Source organism: Dysgonomonas sp. 511, from assembly GCF_010501105.1.
Classification (GTDB): Bacteria; Bacteroidota; Bacteroidia; order Bacteroidales; family Dysgonomonadaceae; genus Dysgonomonas.
Map to the genome: position 1 here is coordinate 123,758 of NZ_QVMQ01000005.1, position 20,721 is coordinate 144,478.

The 20,721-nt window shown below is 44.3% G+C and carries 20 protein-coding genes; 7 read left to right on the forward strand and 13 right to left on the reverse strand.

The window, feature by feature from the left end:
- Window positions 1-41 precede the first annotated feature (41 nt).
- The gene (locus D0T57_RS03640) at window positions 42-212 is read left to right on the forward strand and encodes a hypothetical protein (protein WP_185154619.1); all 171 of its coding nucleotides are present in this window, start codon (window positions 42-44) and stop codon (window positions 210-212) included.
- 459 nt (window positions 213-671) lie between these two features.
- Here D0T57_RS03640 and rplS read toward each other — a convergent pair whose 3' ends face one another.
- On the reverse strand, window positions 672-1,037 hold the full coding sequence (gene rplS / locus D0T57_RS03645) for a 50S ribosomal protein L19 (RefSeq protein ID WP_163270985.1): 366 nt from the start codon (window positions 1,035-1,037) through the stop codon (window positions 672-674).
- A 352-nt stretch (window positions 1,038-1,389) separates the two neighbouring features.
- On the opposite strand from rplS, the gene D0T57_RS03650 reads away from it, so the two are divergent.
- Both D0T57_RS03650 and D0T57_RS03655 read left to right on the forward strand, forming a co-directional pair.
- A complete protein-coding gene (locus D0T57_RS03650; protein WP_163270987.1) occupies window positions 1,390-2,262 on the forward strand; it encodes an alpha/beta hydrolase in 873 nt (290 codons plus the stop codon).
- A gap of 22 nt (window positions 2,263-2,284) precedes the next feature.
- The gene (locus D0T57_RS03655; protein WP_163270989.1) at window positions 2,285-3,517 is read left to right on the forward strand and encodes an isocitrate dehydrogenase (NADP(+)); all 1,233 of its coding nucleotides are present in this window, start codon (window positions 2,285-2,287) and stop codon (window positions 3,515-3,517) included.
- A 54-nt stretch (window positions 3,518-3,571) separates the two neighbouring features.
- On the opposite strand, the gene D0T57_RS03660 is transcribed toward D0T57_RS03655, so the two are convergent.
- Entirely contained in the window at window positions 3,572-3,940 is a 369-nt protein-coding gene (locus tag D0T57_RS03660; RefSeq protein ID WP_185154621.1) for a DMT family protein, read from the reverse strand.
- Between the two features lie 499 nt (window positions 3,941-4,439).
- Between D0T57_RS03660 and dnaN the strand changes: the two genes are divergently transcribed.
- Window positions 4,440-5,564 (forward strand): DNA polymerase III subunit beta, encoded by a 1,125-nt coding sequence (dnaN, locus tag D0T57_RS03665; protein ID WP_163270993.1) that lies wholly within the window; start codon window positions 4,440-4,442, stop codon window positions 5,562-5,564.
- Window positions 5,565-5,718: 154 nt separating this feature from the next.
- Here dnaN and D0T57_RS03670 read toward each other — a convergent pair whose 3' ends face one another.
- The 11 genes from D0T57_RS03670 to D0T57_RS03715 all read right to left on the reverse strand — a co-directional run bounded on the left by D0T57_RS03670 (window position 5,719) and on the right by D0T57_RS03715 (window position 16,652).
- Window positions 5,719-7,359, reverse strand: a complete 1,641-nt coding sequence (locus D0T57_RS03670) for an ABC transporter ATP-binding protein (RefSeq protein ID WP_163270995.1) — start codon at window positions 7,357-7,359, stop codon at window positions 5,719-5,721.
- A 1-nt stretch (window position 7,360) separates the two neighbouring features.
- Window positions 7,361-8,470 (reverse strand): nucleotidyltransferase family protein, encoded by a 1,110-nt coding sequence (locus tag D0T57_RS03675; protein ID WP_163270997.1) that lies wholly within the window; start codon window positions 8,468-8,470, stop codon window positions 7,361-7,363.
- A 6-nt stretch (window positions 8,471-8,476) separates the two neighbouring features.
- Entirely contained in the window at window positions 8,477-8,746 is a 270-nt protein-coding gene (locus D0T57_RS03680) for a PqqD family protein (RefSeq protein WP_163270999.1), read from the reverse strand.
- Window positions 8,743-9,192: a hypothetical protein gene (locus D0T57_RS03685; protein WP_163271001.1), complete on the reverse strand. Its 450-nt coding sequence runs from the start codon at window positions 9,190-9,192 to the stop codon at window positions 8,743-8,745. Before D0T57_RS03685 ends, D0T57_RS03680 begins: the two co-directional genes overlap by 4 nt.
- A complete protein-coding gene (locus tag D0T57_RS03690) occupies window positions 9,183-10,046 on the reverse strand; it encodes a hypothetical protein (protein WP_163271003.1) in 864 nt (287 codons plus the stop codon). The genes D0T57_RS03685 and D0T57_RS03690 overlap by 10 nt, the downstream gene beginning before the upstream one ends.
- A gap of 38 nt (window positions 10,047-10,084) precedes the next feature.
- Window positions 10,085-10,207 carry a hypothetical protein gene (locus tag D0T57_RS15770; RefSeq protein WP_255490477.1) on the reverse strand — a complete coding sequence of 41 codons (123 nt, stop codon included), beginning with the start codon at window positions 10,205-10,207 and terminating at the stop codon, window positions 10,085-10,087.
- 180 nt (window positions 10,208-10,387) lie between these two features.
- Window positions 10,388-12,388 (reverse strand): glycoside hydrolase family 97 protein, encoded by a 2,001-nt coding sequence (locus D0T57_RS03695; protein WP_163271005.1) that lies wholly within the window; start codon window positions 12,386-12,388, stop codon window positions 10,388-10,390.
- Between the two features lie 121 nt (window positions 12,389-12,509).
- On the reverse strand, window positions 12,510-13,895 hold the full coding sequence (locus D0T57_RS03700) for a Gfo/Idh/MocA family protein (protein WP_163271007.1): 1,386 nt from the start codon (window positions 13,893-13,895) through the stop codon (window positions 12,510-12,512).
- 32 nt (window positions 13,896-13,927) lie between these two features.
- Window positions 13,928-15,031, reverse strand: coding sequence for a phosphotransferase enzyme family protein (locus D0T57_RS03705; protein ID WP_163271009.1), 1,104 nt, complete (start codon window positions 15,029-15,031; stop codon window positions 13,928-13,930).
- Between the two features lie 213 nt (window positions 15,032-15,244).
- A complete protein-coding gene (locus D0T57_RS03710) occupies window positions 15,245-15,961 on the reverse strand; it encodes a hypothetical protein (protein WP_163271011.1) in 717 nt (238 codons plus the stop codon).
- Window positions 15,962-15,971: 10 nt separating this feature from the next.
- On the reverse strand, window positions 15,972-16,652 hold the full coding sequence (locus D0T57_RS03715) for a M15 family metallopeptidase (RefSeq protein ID WP_163271013.1): 681 nt from the start codon (window positions 16,650-16,652) through the stop codon (window positions 15,972-15,974).
- A gap of 406 nt (window positions 16,653-17,058) precedes the next feature.
- On the opposite strand from D0T57_RS03715, the gene trpS reads away from it, so the two are divergent.
- The 3 genes from trpS to D0T57_RS03730 all read left to right on the forward strand — a co-directional run bounded on the left by trpS (window position 17,059) and on the right by D0T57_RS03730 (window position 20,668).
- A complete protein-coding gene (trpS, locus tag D0T57_RS03720; protein ID WP_163271016.1) occupies window positions 17,059-18,048 on the forward strand; it encodes a tryptophan--tRNA ligase in 990 nt (329 codons plus the stop codon).
- Window positions 18,049-18,322: 274 nt separating this feature from the next.
- Entirely contained in the window at window positions 18,323-19,675 is a 1,353-nt protein-coding gene (locus tag D0T57_RS03725; protein ID WP_163271018.1) for a DUF4026 domain-containing protein, read from the forward strand.
- A 9-nt stretch (window positions 19,676-19,684) separates the two neighbouring features.
- Window positions 19,685-20,668 carry a glycosyltransferase family 2 protein gene (locus D0T57_RS03730; RefSeq protein WP_163271020.1) on the forward strand — a complete coding sequence of 328 codons (984 nt, stop codon included), beginning with the start codon at window positions 19,685-19,687 and terminating at the stop codon, window positions 20,666-20,668.
- Window positions 20,669-20,721: the final 53 nt, after the last annotated feature.

Below are 20,721 nucleotides of genomic sequence, written 5' to 3' on the forward strand. Positions count from 1 at the left end.
TTAACTCATCCTGCCGCGCCCTCCTGGGCTTGGCCTCCCTTTTGGCATTGCCCAAAAGGAAGCAAAAGGCTAGTGCTTCGTTCCTCGGCGACCTGTCATCGGTTTGCCGGCTGAAAGGGATAAACGGGCTCCGCCCCATCCCTTTCTCCGCCGCCTTCACCGGACAGGTTCCCGCCTGCGGAACTGATGCACGTCCGCTGACGCACGACTAGAATTGTCGCAAACTCTTGTCCGGCGTCAGCCTGCGCCCTTAGCTTTGCGTACGGGGTACCCACGCGAAGCAGGCGGCGTAGAATGAAGTGGGGTTGCTGTTATGCAACTTTGCTAAGCTAACAAAAGGATTGGTGTTAGTTCACTTCATTCAGCCGGCAAAGCGCAAAGTGGGTCGTACGGCGAAGCGGGGCGCAAAAGAGTTTTTGGTTCCTTTTGGGGCTTTGGCCAAAAGGAACGCAAGCAAACACCGTTCGGCAGAGCGAAGCGGAGCCAATCTATGATTGCGCGCAGTATATAAAAGAACGTTTTGCAGTCATATCCCAACCGCTGATTTGCACAATTTATTAATCGGCTACTTTTCATTAGCATACCGGCACATTGATTTGTGACAAAAAAAGCCTGCTTGTAATAAAGCAGGCTCCTCATATCTTTCTCGCTCTTGCAAGCCGGGTAAAGAATTAAGCGTTTTTCTTTGTAATAACTCTTTTTTCTTTGATTCTGGCTTTCTTTCCTGTAAGACCACGCAGATAATACAGTTTAGCACGGCGAACTTTACCTACTTTGTTCACTACGATGCTGTCGATGAATGGAGACTCGATAGGGAAAATTCTTTCTACACCTATGTTGTCAGACATTTTGCGGACAGTAAAGCGTTTCTTTGTTCCGTGTCCTCCAATTTTGATAACAACGCCGCGATATTGCTGAACGCGTTCTTTGTTACCTTCTTTGATTCGGTAAGCTACTGTTACAGTATCACCACTTTTGAATTTAGGAAACTCTTTCCCTGTAGCGAATGCTTCCTCTGCAACTTTAATTAAATCCATGATTATATGATGGTTTTATTAGTTTAATATACGCAATATACACGAGCTCGTCTCGTCAGAGATTACGCAAAGCGGGTGCAAAGATAAATGTTTTTTTAGAATATGCAAAGATGTTGGGTAGCTAATTATGTAATACATAGCCTTTTTATCTCACTTTTTTCGATGGCTATATTGTTGATGACCGGTATAAGGATGAAAGATCTCTGTGATTTGGGTTAGAGCCTGTTAATATTTTATTACAAATCATTTTCCAAAAGTTTCTTTCGCTGATATTCTTCTGTCTTTTTGCTGCTTTGATTTAATACTTAAAAACTCTATCTTTGAAAAACTGAATTTTTTAGACCAAAAAGCTATGAACAAACTTTTATTCAACCTCGTTTTATTATTATTTATATGTATGGGCATTAACGCACAAAAGACAATTAAGCTATGGGATGGCAATCCTCCCTCGAAGAATAATATTACCGAACCAGAGAAGGTAGAACGCGACGGCGGATGGATTACCAACATCACCGATCCCGAACTTATTATATATCCCGCATCGAAAGATAATAATAATAAAATGGCTGTTATCATATGTCCGGGAGGAGGATACGGCGGCGTAGCCATAGAACACGAAGGGCACCAGTTTGCGCGATGGCTGAACGAAAGGGGAATAGCCGCATTCGTCTTAAAATACCGCATGCCAAATAAGAATAAGCGGATACCACTCGACGATGCACAGCAGGCAATGCGCTATGTGCGCAGCAATGCTTCCGGGTATGGTATCGATATAAATAAGATAGGGATTGCAGGCTTTTCGGCAGGGGGGCATCTGGCAGCTACGGCGTCTAACCAATACGCCACGGAAGGAATAAGTACCCGCCCCGACTTTTCCATCTTGTTTTATCCCGTTATTACGATGGAGACGGCAACACACGGTGGTTCGAGAAAAAACCTGTTGGGCGAAAAACCTTCCGCTACCGATATGCATATATTTTCGAACGAGAAGCAGGTCAACGCAAACACACCTCCGGCGATACTTCTGCTGAGTGACGATGACAAGGGCGTTGTTCCCGAAAACAGTATCGCTTATTACAGGGCGTTGAAAGAAAATAATATCCCTGCCACCATGTACATATTCCCCCGGGGAGGCCACGGCTGGGGCATGAATGCAAGTTTTTCGTACCACACCCAGATGCTCAACCTGCTGGATATGTGGCTGAAGGATATCGAAAAGAAATAACAATAAATACATATAATATCAGATGCAGAAAATAAAAGTAACGAATCCCGTTGTGGAAATGGACGGTGATGAGATGACCCGTATTATATGGCAATACATCAAAGACAAACTGATATTGCCCTACGTAGATGTAGACCTCAAGTATTTCGACCTGAGCGTACAAAACCGTGATGCGACAGACGACCAGGTAACAATAGACAGTGCCGAAGCAACCCTGAAATATAATGTAGCTATAAAGTGCGCTACCATCACGCCCGACGAAGCACGTGTGGAAGAGTTTGGACTGAAAAAAATGTGGAAATCGCCGAACGGTACAATACGGAATATTATCGGCGGAACAGTTTTCCGCGAACCTATCATTATCAGCAATATCCCGCGACTGGTAACTACATGGACCAAACCGATAGTTATAGGCCGCCACGCCCACGCCGACCAGTACAAGGCTACCGACTTTGTAACGAAAGGCAAGGGAACGCTTACCCTCACTTTCACCCCTGAGAATGGCCAGCCGCAACAATATACTGTTTACAATTACAGTGGCGACGGGGTGGCAATGGGGATGTACAACACCGACGAATCTATTTACGGCTTTGCACACTCATGTTTCAGGCTGGCTCTGGCCAAGAAATACCCTCTGTACCTGTCTACCAAGAATACGATATTGAAGGCATACGACGGACGCTTCAAAGACATCTTCAACGAAGTATATGAAAGCGAATATAAGAGCGAATTCCAGAAAACAGGCATCACCTACGAACACCGCCTGATAGACGATATGGTAGCTGCCGCCCTGAAATGGGACGGAGGTTTTGTATGGGCTTGCAAGAATTACGACGGCGACGTGCAATCCGACACTGTAGCGCAAGGCTTTGGTTCATTGGGACTCATGACTTCCGTGTTGCTCACACCCGATGGAAAGACAATGGAGGCCGAAGCGGCTCACGGCACGGTTACGCGCCACTATCGCCAGCACCAGCAAGGCAAAGAAACATCGACCAACGCCATAGCTTCTATCTTTGCATGGACAAGGGGGCTTGCCCATCGTGGCAAGTTGGATGGCAACCAACCGCTGATAGACTTCTGCCAGAAATTGGAAAATACTTGTATCGAAATAGTAGAGCAGGGAAAAATGACGAAAGACCTTGCCCTGCTTGTTCATGGCGATAAAATGCAACGCGCCGATTATCTGAATACAGAAGATTTTCTGGATGCAATAGCAGATGGATTGAAAAAAAAGCTGAAAACAGACTCTTAGATAAAAACCATTTTGTGATATTTCCTAACAGTTACTAAAGTCCCTGCGGGGACTTTACTTCTTAAACACCAGATACACTGCCGCCACAAGGAAAAGCAACGCCAACAGATGATTCCAGCGTAAGGTTTCGGTCTTGAAGGCCAATGTGCTGAATAGCACAAAGACCACAAGTGTTATCACTTCTTGTATTACCTTGAGCTGCATCAAAGAAAAAGGCCCTCCGTTTTCCTGAAAGCCGATACGGTTGGCCGGAACCTGAAAGCAGTATTCGAAGAAGGCTATCCCCCAACTGATAAGGATTACGCCGAAGAGGGGTAATGCGGCAAACCACGAATATTCTTTCATCTTGAGATGACCGTACCACGCAAAGGTCATAAAGACATTGGATACGATAAGCAGTAATATGGTGTAAACACCTGACAGGTTCATATTTTTGTGTAAATTGTGAGTTTAATTACGGACGGTAAAATTAGTTTATTTTTCAGATAAAATGTTGTGAAATACCCGGAATAAATACAGCAAACTTTATCTATATAACACCTCCGCCAGCCTCCAAAGGGAAGCCCCCTAATCCCCTTGGGAGACTTATGTGCAAAGCCATGACGAGGGAGAGGGAAAAGTAACAGTGAAAAAGGGATAAAAATGTGTTACATGTGTTACTTTTTGGAGATCGCTGTCATCCTGAGGATAGGAAGAGTCTCTTGTCTCAATGGTGTTGTAGGGGCGAATTATCATTCGCCCGCAGATTTTTTCTATTTCGGGCGAATGATAATTCGCCCCTACAATAGCCAAAACCGGAATATCATTTTTTCATGCGTTTGCCCTATTGTATCTAAAGATATTGTTGACTGTTTACTGAAAAATGCTTATATTTGCTCTATTGATTTTTCAAGAAAATAAAAACCAAATAATACACTGAAATATGAAGTTTGTTGTTTCCAGTACTGCGCTTTTGAGCCATTTGCAGGCGATAAGTAAAGTGATAAATTCGAAAAATACATTACCTATCTTAGATTGTTTCCTTTTGGAACTGGAAGGTGCTAAGCTAACCCTTACCGCTGCCGATTCGGAAACACGCCTTGTAACTTCCATCGAAGTAAACGAGGCCGATGGTTCGGGTAAATTTGCAGTAAATGCTAAGAACCTGCTCGATCCGCTGAAAGAGCTGCCTGAGCAACCTCTTACATTCGAGATAAACAACGACAATCTGGAAACATTCATTTATTTCCACAACGGAAAATACAACTTCGTAGGACAAAGCGGCGACGACTATCCTCAACCGAAAGAATTGAAAGACACGGCTGTAGGCCTTACGATAGATCCTCAGGTATTATTTTCGGGAATAAACCGCACACTGTTTGCCAGTGCCGACGATGAGCTTCGCCCGGTGATGAACGGGGTATTTTTCGACATTACGCCCGACGACCTCACTTTCGTAGCATCTGACGGGCATAAGCTGGTTCGCTGCAAAACTTTGGCGGCAAAAGGAGCCGAAAGGGCTTCTTTCATCCTGCCTAAGAAACCGGCCAACTTACTGAAAGCCATACTGCCAAAAGAATCGGAAACAGTAGAAATAAAATTCGACGAAAACAACGCCTACATAAAGATGTCGAGCTATACAATGACTTGCCGTTTTATAGAAGGGCGTTATCCGAACTATAACTCTGTAATTCCTCAGAACAATCCGAATAAAGTTGCGCTCGACAGGCTTGCATTTTTCAATGCCCTTAAACGCGTATCCGTATTCTCCAACCAGGCAAGCAACCTGATACGTTTGCAATTGTCGGAATCGAGCATCGTAGTTTCGGCTCAGGACATTGATTTCTCTACTGCTGCCGAAGAAACTATCCCTTGCGAATATACAGGCACTCCGATGAACATAGGATTCAAATCGAGCTTCCTCATCGACATACTGAACAATATCCCGTCTTCGGATATAACGCTCGAACTATCCGACCCTTCGCGCGCAGGGCTTATTATCCCTACCGAAAACGAAGAGAACGAAGACCTGCTTATGTTACTTATGCCAATGATGCTCAACGACTAAGCAGCATTTATTAAGATATTACAACGCCCTATCTCTTGCGGGATGGGGCGTTTATTACCAAATCGAAGTACTGTAGCCATAATATAAAAATTTCACCTGCCGAATACCGCAGGAATTTCAGGACTACGTCTATAGGCAGCTTATAATTTGAATCTTATATTCTTATTATTCTATCGCAATGTATAAGGCTCGATTCCCTGTGTGCTATGATGATAATTGTCAGTCCGTTTTCTTTAGCCGACAGGTCGTTGATGGTTGCGACTATACTCTGCTCGGTCTGAGTATCGAGCGCGGAAGTTGCTTCATCGAAGAAAAGGACTTCGGCTTTTTTGTACAAAGCCCTTGCAATGCCTACGCGCTGGCGTTCTCCACCGGAAAGGCGGCTTCCATTCTGCCCTATTTTGGTATCAATACCTTCGGGGAGGGTGTCGACAAGAGATGCTAATCCGCTTTGTGCGATAACTTGCATCAACCGTTCGTTATCAATGTCTTCCGATCCAAGTGCGATATTCTCAGCGAGAGTGGCTCTCATTATAAAGATATCCTGAGGAACATAAGCAATCATCTTTTGCCATGCTGCATAGGTTTGTTTGTCGAGGAGGGTATTGTCTATCCGTATTTCGCCCTTTTGGGGTGTATAGAATCCTAAAAGGAGATTGAATAGCGTTGTTTTGCCAATGCCGGAGAAGCCCTGTATACCAACGCATTCCCCTTTGCGTATCTTTAAGGAGAAATGCTCGAAAACAAAAGAGGTATCATCCGGATAATGAAAGCTGATATCGTCTATTGTTATTTGCTCTTTGAAACTGATGGGTAGTGATTCTGTCTCTACCTCTACTACAGGAGGTATTTCTTTGATAACATCAATGGTAAATGAATTATTCTTCCATTGTGTCATCATCGTTATAAGCGAACGTATGGAAGGCAGCATGCGCAGCGTAGCTATAGCCAGAATGCCAAGTGTAAGCCTTGTTTCACTATCATTGCCGCCTATAAGTATAAACAGCACCATGCCTATCATCACATAACACTCCATCATGCCCGACGGTATTTGCTGGATATGTGTCATCCGTTCCCTGCTGTCAACAACCTGGGCAATGCTCTCTCCGAAACGGCGTTGGAACCATGAATAGGCATTGTTCAGCTTTACTTCTGTGTAACCTTGAAAGGTATCGTTGACAAGAGCCATCGACCGGCGTTTGGCTTCATTCTCCTTTTTTCCGTAATCTTTGAGTTTCTGCCTTACCCAGTAATAATATCCTGCTACAAATGGAAGCAGGCAGCCGGCTATGCTTAGAGCCATTACCGGAGAATACCAAAACATAGCTCCCCATATCAGAAGGAGAAGGAGGGCTTCGCTGGCTATGGAAAATGACAAGGACAACAAGCCGTGGGTAAATAAATAGCTGACTGCACTGACATTGTATGCCAACTCGTTGGAATGTTTGCCTTTCAGGAATAACAAACCTTGCTGATAGTAAGTATTGTAGATCTTCTTCGAGTAGTAAATGTATAAGCTATTGATAAACCGTATCCGTATATCGCTGAGGTAGATGTTAAACAGGTTCTTTACTACTAAGAAGACTATTATAGCCACTACTATCAGTATATGGTGCGACGCCAGTAATGGATATTCCTGCATCTTTTCGGGGTCGAATATCAGAATTATAAGTGGAATCAATACCGTCAATCCTGCCATATTAAGCAAGGCCTTGAATACTACAGACAAAACGATCCATATACCTCGTTTTCGCTGTGCATCGGGAATTAGCTTTATGACTTCGGATATCTGCATTTTAGTGGAATTTGAATATCGCCTGAGGATGTTTAATATAGTGTATCAGTGAAGGAAAGAAATATGTAAAGAAGTTGCCCCCATAAAGAGCTATCCGGCGTTTGTATGTAATACGGAAACGTTTGTATCTATACAACAAAGTACGCCACCGCGTAGTTTCTTCATATGGAGGATAGGGTGGTTCTGTCATTTCTTTAGTCAGAAGGTTTTCCCAATCCGGGTGCTTCTTTGTTACAAAATTCTCAACGGGAAAAGGTCCTAGCCAACGAAAAGTGAGGGTTGTAAGAGCCTCGGCAACATCTAAGAATCCGGCTTCAGTGAGTGCAGCTCTCCATTTTTCTATATCCAGTTCATTTATATTGGCTTGTAGAAATAATGCCCAATCGCAGTAAGTACGTAAAAGCATAGGTTCCGTAGATAGATGTTTAATAGCATGTATAGTAAAGAATATAGCAGTAAAATCGCTTGGAGGAAAGAAGCTTCTGTTTGCCTGCCTGTGTTTCTCAGATAAATCGTTTTCGAGGATATCTAATAATGTATCGTTTAGTTTTGCTATTTTGACTGAATCGTGGACATTCAGAAAATATGCATGGTTTTCGATCACCACATTTTTGTATAATAAGTTGGAATGCTTATCTCCATCATATTCTTTTCCTATTGCTCCTATTTGCCTTATCAATTCATCCCCTTTTGTATGCTCCCCAAAGAGATAAATATCAATGTCGCCAAATTCACGATGCGAAGGTATAGGGTAATAGTTTGATAGGCTGAAACCTTTGAATATCAGCATCCGGATTTGCTCTTGACTAAAGATCTCAGCTAATTCGTCAGCTACCGATAACTTAAGATTATAATCTTGTTCTATCCGTTCTACACCGATTCCCCACGTAAGCCGTAATTTTAAAGGAGGCTGAAGGTCTTTAGACAGACGCATCATTCCATCAAAAGCAATCGCCATTACACCATGCTGGATTGCAAACTGGTATAAGCCGTCCCAGTCTTTAGCACTCATCTCAGCGAAGAGACTTTCATCCGGTTCTTTATTCCATAAAGCCAAATTGACTAAAGCCAGTAATTGCCGGAATGTAATATCTTTTGTTGGATTGCTCATTATCTTTTACAGGTCTATTATTTCGGCTTTGATACATTGGTCAAGCCATTTTTTAGCATCAGCTGTTGCCGTAGTTTTGTCCAAAGAATATTCGGTCATTAATAAGTCGATAACATCTTCTTCCGAAAAATCCTTGCCTGATAGTTGATGCCATAGCCACTCGGCAGAAGGATTGAATGCAATGATTTTTGTCAAATCGGCTCCAGCACGCCCTTGACGGATAGCTACTCTTTCGCCGGCTATATCTTTTATTACGATTTCTTTTTTTGTTCTCATTTGTTTAAACGATGGTATATATATAATAAATACTTTCTGAAAGGGCGTAGCAGATACCAAATACGCCAATATATCCGCGACTTAAGATTGTTTACAGATTTCTGCCTTCCATCTGGATAAATGATAGTGCAAGCAATGCCTAAAACATCTTCCGGCTTTACATCTTCTGTTTGGATGTAATTACCATCACCCTGTGCAATTAGCCTATTATTCTCTTTCTTTATAATGCGATGGAGAACATTTTTCCCTTGATGAACAAAGAGAATAATTGTCCCAACGGTTAGTTCTTGGGGGTTAAATGCTGATATGGCAATATTTTCATTACCGTCGCCCCGCAAGTATGGGCACATACTCTTTCCCGTTATACGATAGAGGGTTATTGTTCTTTTCTCTCCTCCGGATCGTTCGATATCATTACTGATCGTTGTATCGGTCTCTATAGCCATCCATCCTTCTTTAGCGTATTATGAACAAGATGTGCGGCATCTGCATCAGGCAAACAGTCGAGCATATAGACCGGAACTTGTTTCAGTATCAATGATAGGCTTTTGTGCATAAGGTTTGAAAGCGTAGGGTCGGATGCAAATATCGGAGGGAGCGAAGGCAGTAATGCCCCGATAGCCTCTATTGTACTCAACCGCTTAATCGCATTAAAAGGAGCCTGCCGTATCCTAACAAAAGCCGTGGTTGGTATTTGTTTATTCTTATAGCATGGCGTTTTGCCACTCCAGGGTGATCCCCAACTATACAAATTCCCATCTTTGCCGATACTGACAAAAGGGCTGTCATCATTCAATAGTTCGGTATTATCAATATTCTTCAACCAGAGTTTCGAATGGGTACTCTTCCCTGTCCCCGATTCTCCGAGGAAGAGAATCGACTTGTTTTGATGCATGATAACGGAAGCATGCACTGCTACGGTTTGTTGCCATAAAGCGGCTATACCAAAGGCTACCCAGATAGAAAAGCCTGACAGATATGGGTGAGTAGTATGATCTATATTGCTGGATGCAATGAAAGAATCTCCTTTGGAACATATCTCTGTTAGCCATATTTTATCATCCGCCTCTCGTAAGCGCACAAGATAACGGTTCTCACTTACTAAGAACTGACAATTTGCCATCAAGGTATCCTCTTGATACAAAGGTTCTGTATCCCAATCGGATACCTGTCGGGATGGATAGACTGTAAGCAAAGGCTGTGTATCTGTCGATTCCGAAACAAAAGAAGAAAAGCTGGAGATACCCCCCAGCTTTTCGTCAAATATCTTGAGTATATATCCCGCAATATTATAGTACATAAGCTATCCTCATGTTTTACAAATTAGCAAAGAACGAACTAAAACTCTTCTTCTTCGAAACTTTGAGAAACCTTACTTCGTCCAAGTGGTTCTGATGCTGCAAACCCATACTCTATGACTTCTACAACTTCTATCTCAGGAGATGTATACAATTTTTTCATAATCTTTTTATTTCGTTTCATAAAGATGAAAAGTGTTCGCAAAAGTATATGTTTTTTTCAAAGCACAAAAGAAAATGCCGTTTTTTTTAATCTCAGTGACCCCGTTATCAATTAGAATACAAGGATTTAAAGCTTGCATAATCAATACTGATACCACATAGAGACCAGCCGGCATAAATTCTATTTTCTTACGATCTTAACAACATACCCGCCGCCTTGTGCCATAGACACAGCTAGTTTCTTATTTGCCGGAATAGCTATTGTCTCTTTCTTATAGTCACGGGCTGCCTTATTGGCATTCACTCCATCTTTGAACACTTCACCTACAAACTCGCCTTCGCCAAGGAAAGACAAATCCAACTCCAGGTTCCGGGCATCCCAGTTGGTCAGCGAACCCACATACCAGGCATCGCCTTTCTGGCGAGCGATAGATATATACTTCCCTATTTCCCCATTCAGCGCGATGGTGTTGTCCCATACTGTAGGAACTGACGCTATAAACTGTGTACATTCCTCCTCCTGCATATAATTAGAAGGGCTGTCGCAAAGCATATTTAGCGGCGATTCGAATATTACATATTCTGCCAATTGCCGGCAACGGGTTCCCTGGCTCATCGCTTCGTTGTTGATGGCTTTGAAGTTGTTCTTTGTAGCATTGCGCATCGCACCTTGTGTATAGTCGATAGGACCTGCCACCATCCGGATAAACGGCATGGTAACATCGTACGTCACCTGATCGAGATTGTGGCTCCATTTCATCTGCTCCAATCCGTTTACACCCTCAAAGTTGATAACATTAGGATATGTCCTTTGCAACCCTGTAGGCTTATATGTGCCATGATAGTCTATCAGCATCTTATACTTGGCTGCTATTTGTGCCCCGCGATGGTGGAACTCGACCATCGGCTGGTCGTCCCTGTCCATAAAGTCTACCTTGAACCCTTTGATTCCCATCTCGCTGTAATGCTTACAAATAGCCTCCATATCCCTGTCGAATGCCCAATAGCCTGCCCAAAGGATGAGCCCTACGTTTTTGCTATTGGCATAGCCGACCAGTTCTTTCAGGTCTATTTCGGGTACTACCTGAAACAGATCCGCTTTTTTGTTCACAGCCCAACCTTCGTCCAGTATCACATACTCGATGCCGTACTTCGAAGCGAAGTCTATATAGTACTTATATGTTTCATTATTCACGCCTGCCTCGAAATCTACGTTGTACAAGTTCCATGCATTCCACCAGTCCCATGCAACTTTCCCCGGTTTCACCCACGAATAGTCTCCCTGCGAAGCTGTAGCAAGCTTATACACCATGTCGCTATCTGCCAGTTCCGAGTCTGTAGACGAAACGATTACTGCACGCCACGGAAACTCAGTAGCTCCTTCAAATTTGGCAATATAGCCTTCTCTCGTCTTAACCAACCCCTGCAACATATTGTGCCCGCCTTGCTCTATATCCTTAGGATAGGGAGCAAACATCCCTTTCAAGGAATGCGGGGCATCACCCGGATAGAGGAACATTCCCGGATAATCCATCAGGTCTGCTTCTACGATGCACACCTTCTTGCCATTGACGCCTTCTACAACAAGTGGGGAAATACCCAGTCGTTTCTTATTCCATTCCGACAGCAGGTTATGGTAATAAGGCTGCTCGAAAGAGTTCATAAACTGGTCTTCCAACTTCCCTTCGGCTTTGTTGGCATAGTTGATAAAGGCCTTCGTATCTGCCGGAAAGTTGAAAGTAGCCTGTTCGTTTTTCACCATAAAAGGGCTTTTCGAAGTAGATACGAAGCGGTATGCGACGCCATCGTTGTATACCCTGAAAATGATATTATAGTTTCCTTTAAATTTCAATGTCAGCTCGTTGTAATTATCGGCTATCTTGCTCCGCTTGTAGACGGCGGCATCTATAGCCTGATTGACAGCTTTGGTTGACGAACCCGAAAGTTTAGGATTGATCCCAAATGCCGTTCCATCGGTCAGCGTCATTGATATAGGCGACTTGGCCAACATTAAATCACCTTGGTGAGCCACTGAATATTCTACAATATTGCCTACAGTAATGCCGGCCTCCAATTTGCCGTCCGGCGATTTTAATGAAAATTGTTTCTGAGCCGAAACTGTTATCGTACAGCACAATAACAGGCTGAGTAATAACTTAATTGATAAACGATGTTTTTCCATGTTTTTAGCTTGGGTAATTAATATATTCGTTACAAAATGGTTCTTTTTACAAATATCCGATTATTTTTTGATATTTAACATCCATTCCTTAAGAAACCTTACCCGTCAATATATCATTACCCTATTGCTCAAATTTCAATCCTTTCAGCTTCTCCCATCCTCCACGGGTAAAGTCGGGAATCTCTACCGGCGCAGAGTTGTTGTCCAACGATATCTCCGTCAGCGGGATCAGGCAGCACCATTCGGCAAGGTCATAAACATCCATATCCAGAGGCAGCCCTTTTTGCAGGCAGTATATCAGGCGGTAATCCATAATAAAGTCCATGCCGCCATGTCCACCTACTTGCTTAGCCAGCTCTTCTATATCCCTGGCTATGGGATGCTTGTATTTCTCCATCAAAGCCTTTCGCACATCATCGGGAACAAAGCTGTGCGTGGTCAGGTTCTCGTGGTTTGCAGTCAATGCCGGATCAAGATCTTCCGCTCCCAGAGCATAGCCCTGTACAGGGTATTTGTTGGCAAACCCTTTTGTCCCTGTCAACTGGTACATGCGATTGTATGGGCGGGGCGAAGTCACATCGTGCTCTATAAGGATAGACTTCCCTTTCTCGGTGCGTATAAGAGTAGATGTATGGTCGCCATTGCGGAAACCGGTTGCGTCCTCTCCCCTTTTCTCCTTCAGGTATCCGGGATTGCCAACCGCTTTGGTATCGACAGACACAAGGTAGTTCATCTTGTCGCCCCTATGTATATTCATCGCCTGGCAAACAGGCCCCAAGCCATGCGTAGGATATACATCGCCTCTGTGTTTTTTGTTGATATCCATACGCCAGTCGTTCCAATACTCATCCCAATATGGCTGCAACCCGTGGATATAAGCCCCTTCGCCATGAATTACCTCTCCCAGCAATCCTTGCTGAACCATATTGAGGGTAGTCAGTTCGAAGAAATCATACACACAGTTCTCTAGCTGTATGCAATGCCTGCGCGTTTGCTCCGATGTGTTTATCAATCCCCATATCTCATCCATTGTCAGTGCGGCAGGCACTTCGATGGCCACATGCTTGCCGTCTTTCATCCCTTGTATGCCCATCATGGCATGGCTCTTCCAATCGGTAGCGATATAAATAAGGTCTACATCGGGGAATGCACTCACCTTGCGCCAAACGGCGGTATCGCCATAGAACTCCTGAGCCTTCGGAAAACCGCGCTCTTCCAGCATCTTGTTTACCTTCTCGGTATTTGCCTGTTCTACATCGCACAGTGCGACTATCTCTACACCCGGTATATGCGTCATCCTCTGCACTGCACCGGGGCCGCGCATGCCCAGTCCGATAAATGCTACCCGTACGGTAGGAAGCGGATCGGCGCGCAATTCAAGAACATCTGTTTGCCCGGCAGCACGACCGGGAGTGGCGGTTGCAATAACACCACCCGGCTGCTGAGGTTTATCGCAGCAACCATACATCAGCAATGCGGCCGCAACGGCCAGTAATATCTTCTTCATAGACAAACGGTTTGGTCAATATTCATTCCTACCTATCTTTTCAGGCTATCTACAGCATCTTTTACTATACGGCACATTTCACCGTAGCTTGCTTCCATCGACTGCAATAGCTTATACTGGGCATGGGTACGCACCAGGTTGTGATCTTCCGACTTCACCTTATAATAATTGTCGCCGTCTATATAATCCATCAGGAAGCGAAGCACTTGCTCGAAGGTTATATACTTGGCAGAGAACGCAAGGTTGTCGATCTCGGCAGCGTTGAGGAAAGATATAGTTTCCGAAAGGTAGCCTTTGGTATATCCTTCAAATATATCCATCTTGATATATACATTGTCAAGGTTCTCATCGTCTTCCAGCCCCGCATTGGCATACGAACGGATGGCATCGCCATAATCGTTGAGCACAATGCTGCTCAGCACGGTGTCGAGGTCGATAACACAAAGCACATTCCCCTGTTGGTCGAACAGTATATTGCTGATCTTGGTATCGTTGTGGGTAACCCGTGTAGGTATCTCGCCCGACTCAGCTTTCTCCCACAGGGCAAGCATTTCGGCGCGGCGGCTTTCTATCCACTCTATTTCCTTTTGCACCTTAGCTTTCCGCCCTACAGGGTCGCGCCGTAGCGTATCGTCCCACTGCTCGAACCTGAATCTCATATTGTGAAACCCGGGCAGAATATCGGCAAGCGGCTCTTTCATATCGGCAAGCATAGCCTGAAAAAGCCCGATACCCTTGCCGCCCTGCGCTGCCAGCTGGGGCGAATCGGCAGTCTGGTAGGTTATCGTATCTTCTATAAAGAGGCATGCCGCCCAATATTCCCCGTGGCTGTCCTGGTAATAGAGTTTGCCGTCTGTCGTAGGGGTTACGATAAGAGCCTCGCGCATAGGGTCGCCGCCTCTGGCTACAATTTTCTTCTTCAGATGCCCGGTTACCTTATGTATATTGTCCATCATGGAAGGCACATCCTTGAATATGGACTTATTTTTGCGTTGCAGGATATAGTTAGGACTATCGCCTTCAGTCTCTATAAAGAAGGTGTCGTTGATAAGTCCTTCGCCTAGCGGACGTATAGTTTTTACTGTTCCTTCGATGGCGAATTGTTGTTCGATGTTAGCTGGTAATATAGCACTCATAGGTCAAAATAGGGTTATTAGATTATTGTATATCGGTTAATTATCCTTCTGTGCAGTTGCGTCATACAACCTTATCCAACAACGAAGATAAAAGTTTCATTTATAAAACAATAGCTTTGCATCGAAAAAAACGACCTTCCAAGTGTTAATTAACATTTGGCAAAAACCCGCAACATCCCCATCACAACACCGACCTGAGAGAAACAGCAACCACTACTTTATCGAAGGATCGAATACATACGGGCCGGAAACTCCCCTTGGAGACACCTGCCACAACACACTGTAATAAGCCTTTGTACCGCCATTATTAGCAATTATATATACCAGGTCTTTGTCGGGATTATGATATACGACCATGTTGTCTATCTCCGGTTCGAGCAGAAAATTGTACCTGCCGGCAGGAAAAGCAACCGTCTTGCCTTTTATACTGACACTTATACTCTGGTAACGTATTTGGGGTGTTTCGCCTTTTGCCACTCCTTTCACCGCCTTGCCGCCTACATAGTACGCGCCATCGGCCTTGCGCTTGATATAAGTATCGGAGGGAGTAACCTTTGCCACGGCGATCTCTACTTTCACATCATCGTTCTTGAGCGAAACCCTGCCTTGTGCCGACAACCGGCTGACTTCTACCAACTCGTAATCGTCTACCCGCATCAATTTATCGCCCCGTATATATCCTTTTTCTATTTGCCGCGAAGGGGTGTAAAAGTCTACGCGCCGCCACGGGTCGATATCCAGGTCGGGAGGATAGAGGTAAAAGACCGAATCGTTGGCTATAGTTTTCATATTTGCAAAATCGCCCATCCGCTCGGTGAAGTTTATCTGCCCCCTGATGCTGTCGTGTGCTACTACAAACTGGGCAGACATATTGTGTGCATAAAGGCTAATGATGCCTGTGATGAATAACGTGATGTGTAATCTTTTCATAACTCAAACTTTACTTTACTACTTTATAACTCCTGCGCGCTTCGCCCAGCGATACGGCATTGAAGTGCCACCATTCGCCGCTAATGGTAAGGAATCCCGCCGAAGTCATCACCTTGCGCAATAGCCGGCGGTTTTTCACCTGCCTGCTGGTGAGCAATCCCGCTGCCAAGAGTTCGGCCTCCTTGTTGGTACCTGCCGCACGCCCGAAGAAGTCGAAAGGCGTACCCATGTCGAGGGGCTTGCCATTTTGGTCGCAGATGGTGAGGTCTACAGCCATGCCATAATTGTGCAGCCCCGTGCGCGACGGATTGGCTACATAGGCGGCATACTTGGTGTTTTGCACTACGGTGTACATTTTCTTTTGCACACTTAGGGGGCGCACACCATCGTAAACCAGCAGGTTCAATTCGGGATGAAGCTTTTTCAAATAACGTTGTGCTTCCAGCAGCTTTTTGGCAGCCAGCGGATGCAGGTATATAGTATTAAACAAGCTGTCGTAGAGTATTGTTTTGGTAAAGTTGTCGGTGGTAGCATATTTCAGGTCGCACTTTATGGTGCTGTCTTGCCTGCTCACGTTTTCCATTCCTTGTAGTTGCAGGTAGGTTTCGAGCGCAGAAAGAGGTTTTTGTGCAACCAGCAGCAACGGTGCACAGAGCAAAAAAATGCAGTATAATACGGTTTTCTTATTCATAATTATTTGTACTAACAGACTAATATGGATGCAAAAGTACCAGGTTTTCAGTTAGCAGTCAACAATATCTTTAGATACAAGTAGACAAGATACGAGATACAAGTTTATGTTTTACAAGAAACCAAGGCGCAAAGTGGGTCGTACGGCGAAGCGAGGCGCAAAAGAGTTTTTGGTTCCTTTTGGGGCTTAGGCCAAAAGGAACGCAAGCAAACATCGCTCGGCAGAGCGAAGCGGAGCCGATCTGTGATTGCGCGCAGTATAAAAAAGAACGTTTTGCAGCTAGATTCTAACTGCTGATTCTCATAAATAATAAAGTATTCGTATAAAATTTAAACAGTTACTTAAACAGACTCTAAGAATTAAGATGTAAATTTGTACTTCAAAAATAAAAACATAGAAAAAAATTATGGATACAGTATTAAGCGGAATACGTTCTACAGGCAATCTTCACTTAGGAAACTATTACGGAGCGTTGAGGAATTTCACAAGGATGCAGCATGAAAACAAATGTTTCTTTTTCATAGCCGACTACCATTCGCTGACTACGCACCCCGACCCTAAATTGCTGCATAGCAATGTAAAAAGCGTACTTACCGAATATTTGGCGGCAGGTATCGACCCCGAAGTATCTACCATATATATACAAAGTGACGTGCCTGAGGTGTGCGAGCTTTACCTCCTGCTCAATATGCACGTTTATCTGGGCGAGTTGTCGAAAACCGTCTCTTTCAAGGAAAAAGCAAGGAAGCACAAAGACAATGTAAATGCAGGCCTTCTTACCTACCCTACTTTGATGGCAGCCGACATCTTGTTGCACAATGCCGACAAAGTACCTGTGGGAAAAGACCAGGAGCAACATCTGGAAATGACGCGCAAGTTTGCCCGCCGCTTCAACAACCTTTACGGAGTAGAATACTTTAAAGAACCCGTTGCCTATAACTTCGGACAAGAACTTATCAAGATACCGGGGCTCGATGGCAGCGGCAAGATGGGAAAATCGGAAGGCAACTGCATCTACCTCGACGAAGAGCCTAAAAGCATAGAGAAAAAAGTGAAGCGCGCCCTTACCGACGAAGGACCTAAGGCTCCCAACTCGGAAAAGCCCGACTATATAGAAAACCTTTTCACCATCCTCAGAGTAGTATCTACCGATGAGGTGGTAAAACATTTCGAAGAGAAATGGAACACTTGCGAAATACGCTACGGCGACCTTAAAAAGCAATTGGCAGAAGATATTATCAAAGTTACAGACCCGATACGCGAACGCATAAAGGATATCCAAAACGACGACGCCTACCTACACCGCGTAGCTAGCCAGGGCGCCGAAAAAGCCCGCGAAAGTGCACGCAAAACACTTGCGGAAGTTCGCGAGATAATGGGTATTACGAAATTCTGAAAAAATTAAAATCGAGAAGGTGTCCTAAAAGTAATAAAGGACACCTTTTTTGCGTTTATGTAGCGAAGTGTTCAAAAAGTGATTAGATTCCAAGCCGCTCATTTTTAGACAAAAGGGAGCATACTAAAGCATGTGGCCGATGGCTATCTCCCCTGTCATTAAATACAGGCAATATTTTAAGAAAACATTCTGTTATGAATATCAATATTTTCATTAAGTTTGTATGGTTCAATACTATGAAAATAAATCTTATTATATAACTTTTAATTACACAATGGATAATAACGAAAAATACGAACTACTCGAAAATGGCGAGACCGGTTTGTCTTCTGTAATGGGCATTTTCCCTTCCAACAAGGAATTTAAATTCGATGCCGCACAAATAGAAAAATCACTGGCGGGAAACAAGGACTTCAAGCTGAAATCTTTTTCCGAAGCACCCAACGACAGCGATTACCTCCTCATGAGCTTCGAAGCCGAAATAGAATATAAAGAAACAGAATTCAGGGTAGAATTCTATGTCTGCGAAGCGGGGAATATAAACCTGCGCGAATATGGATTTGCCAACGCAATAGCACAAGACGAACTCGAAAAAGCGGTAGAACAGGAATACTATCTCGAAACCTCGATGTATTTCGAACTCGACCCGCTAACATCGTTCCACCTCCAACTCAAGATAATGAATGCCATCGTGCCCGATGCAAGCCTCGCCATAGACTTTATGTCGTATCGCCTGCTTTCGGCCAAGTGGCTGAGAATGACAGCCAAATCGGCAATACCACCTTCTCCCGACTACCTATATACCCTGCATTGCGTTTACGACGAAGAAGGAGCAGAAGGCCAACGCCGCTACTGGTTCCATACACACGGGCTGCACCGTTGCGGGTCGGTAGAACTGGAGATGCTCAACTTCAGCAATGGGGCAGAGGAAATGAATACCATGATAAATATGACGGTGAAGAAATTCCTGACACACCCTGCCAAAGAGAAAGAACGCTTTACCATAGGATACGATGGCATGGGCATCAACCTCTGCTGGCTGCGATGGGAAGAAGCGCTTAAAGACCTGCCGAAAGACATCCTGGGTGGGTTTGCCGACAGGGATGAGGTAGACAGCGTACACGCCGAACCATCGGGAGTACTGTTTGCCGTAGAAGACGGGAATATGATTTCGCCTGAAATATATGCACCTACACTGGCCGAAAACCCTATTTATTATATCACAAACGAGGAAACCGAACGCATGAGTGCACTGGCTAAAGAACGTTTCCCCGCTTTCGAAAAAGCATTTAACGAACACCATAAAGCACCTGAAAAAAAATCGTTCCTCAAGAAAATGTTCGGACAGAAAGAAGAGGAAGAGCAACAGTCTTGGTCGTTTCTGGTAAAAATGGGACTACAGGTAGACGAAAGCGAAGATGGTACAGACCGCGAGCATCTGTGGTTCGATGTGTTGTCTGTCGGTAATGGATCGATAGAAGGCAAGCTGCTCAACCAACCATACTGGATAGCAGGACTAAACGAAGGCGATATAAACACATACCCGTTGGATGTACTTACCGACTGGATAATATACGCGCCGGATAATACATACACTTCCGATTCTATTTATCAACTTGAAAACTGATAGGCAGATATGCTCAAAACACTTTCGGTTATAGTACCATGTTTCAACGAAGAAGCCGTAATACAGGAGTTCTATAAAAGGACGAGCCAGGTGTTGACTTCGATGAAGGGAGTAGAGTCTTACATTATATTTATCAACGACGGCAGCAGAGACAATACGGGGCTGATACTCGATTCCATTGCCACGGGAGACAAAAGGGCGAGGGTGATACACTTTTCCCGCAACTTCGGCCATCAGGCTGCCGTGACTGCCGGGCTCAACAGTTGTAAGACAGACTTCGCCGTCATTATAGATGCCGACCTGCAAGACCCTCCCGAACTGATTCCGCAATTGCTGGAAACACAAGGCAGGGAACAGGCAAGTGTTGTATATTGTGTGCGCAAGGAAAGGAAGGGAGAAACGGCATTCAAGAAATGGACAGCCAAGACATTCTATAAAACAATGAACAGGATGTCGGAAGTAGAATTTCCGCTCGATACCGGCGATTTCAGGCTGATAGACCGCAAAGCAATAGATGCCTTCAACAAATTGAGTGAAAAAGGAAAGTACATAAGGGGGCTGATTACATGGATAGGATTTAAGCAAGTTCCTTTCTACTACGACCGCGACGCCCGTTTTGCCGGAGAGACGAAATATCCTTTGAAGAAGATGATGTCTTTTGCAAGGAAGGCATTACTCTATTTTTCGAAAAAGCCATTGTTGATATCCATCAGCCTCGGTAGTCCTGCCTGCGTAATAGGGCTTGTATATGCCTTGTGGGCATGGCTGGGACATTTCTTCGGATTTGCGAATACTATTACAGGCTGGACTTCTACTGTAATACTCATTATTTTCTTCGGAGGTGTGCAGTTGCTCACTATCGGTGTGCTGGGGCAATATATCGGTGTATTGTTCGATGAAGTGAAAAACCGTCCCGAATATATTATCGACAGGAAAATAAACTTCGAGAGGGTGTGTCAAAAGCCCCAAAATATGAAAGACCGAAGTTTTTAATAGCTTCGGTCTTTTTCGTTCACTCTAAAATATGTATCTTAGAGTTGCAATGA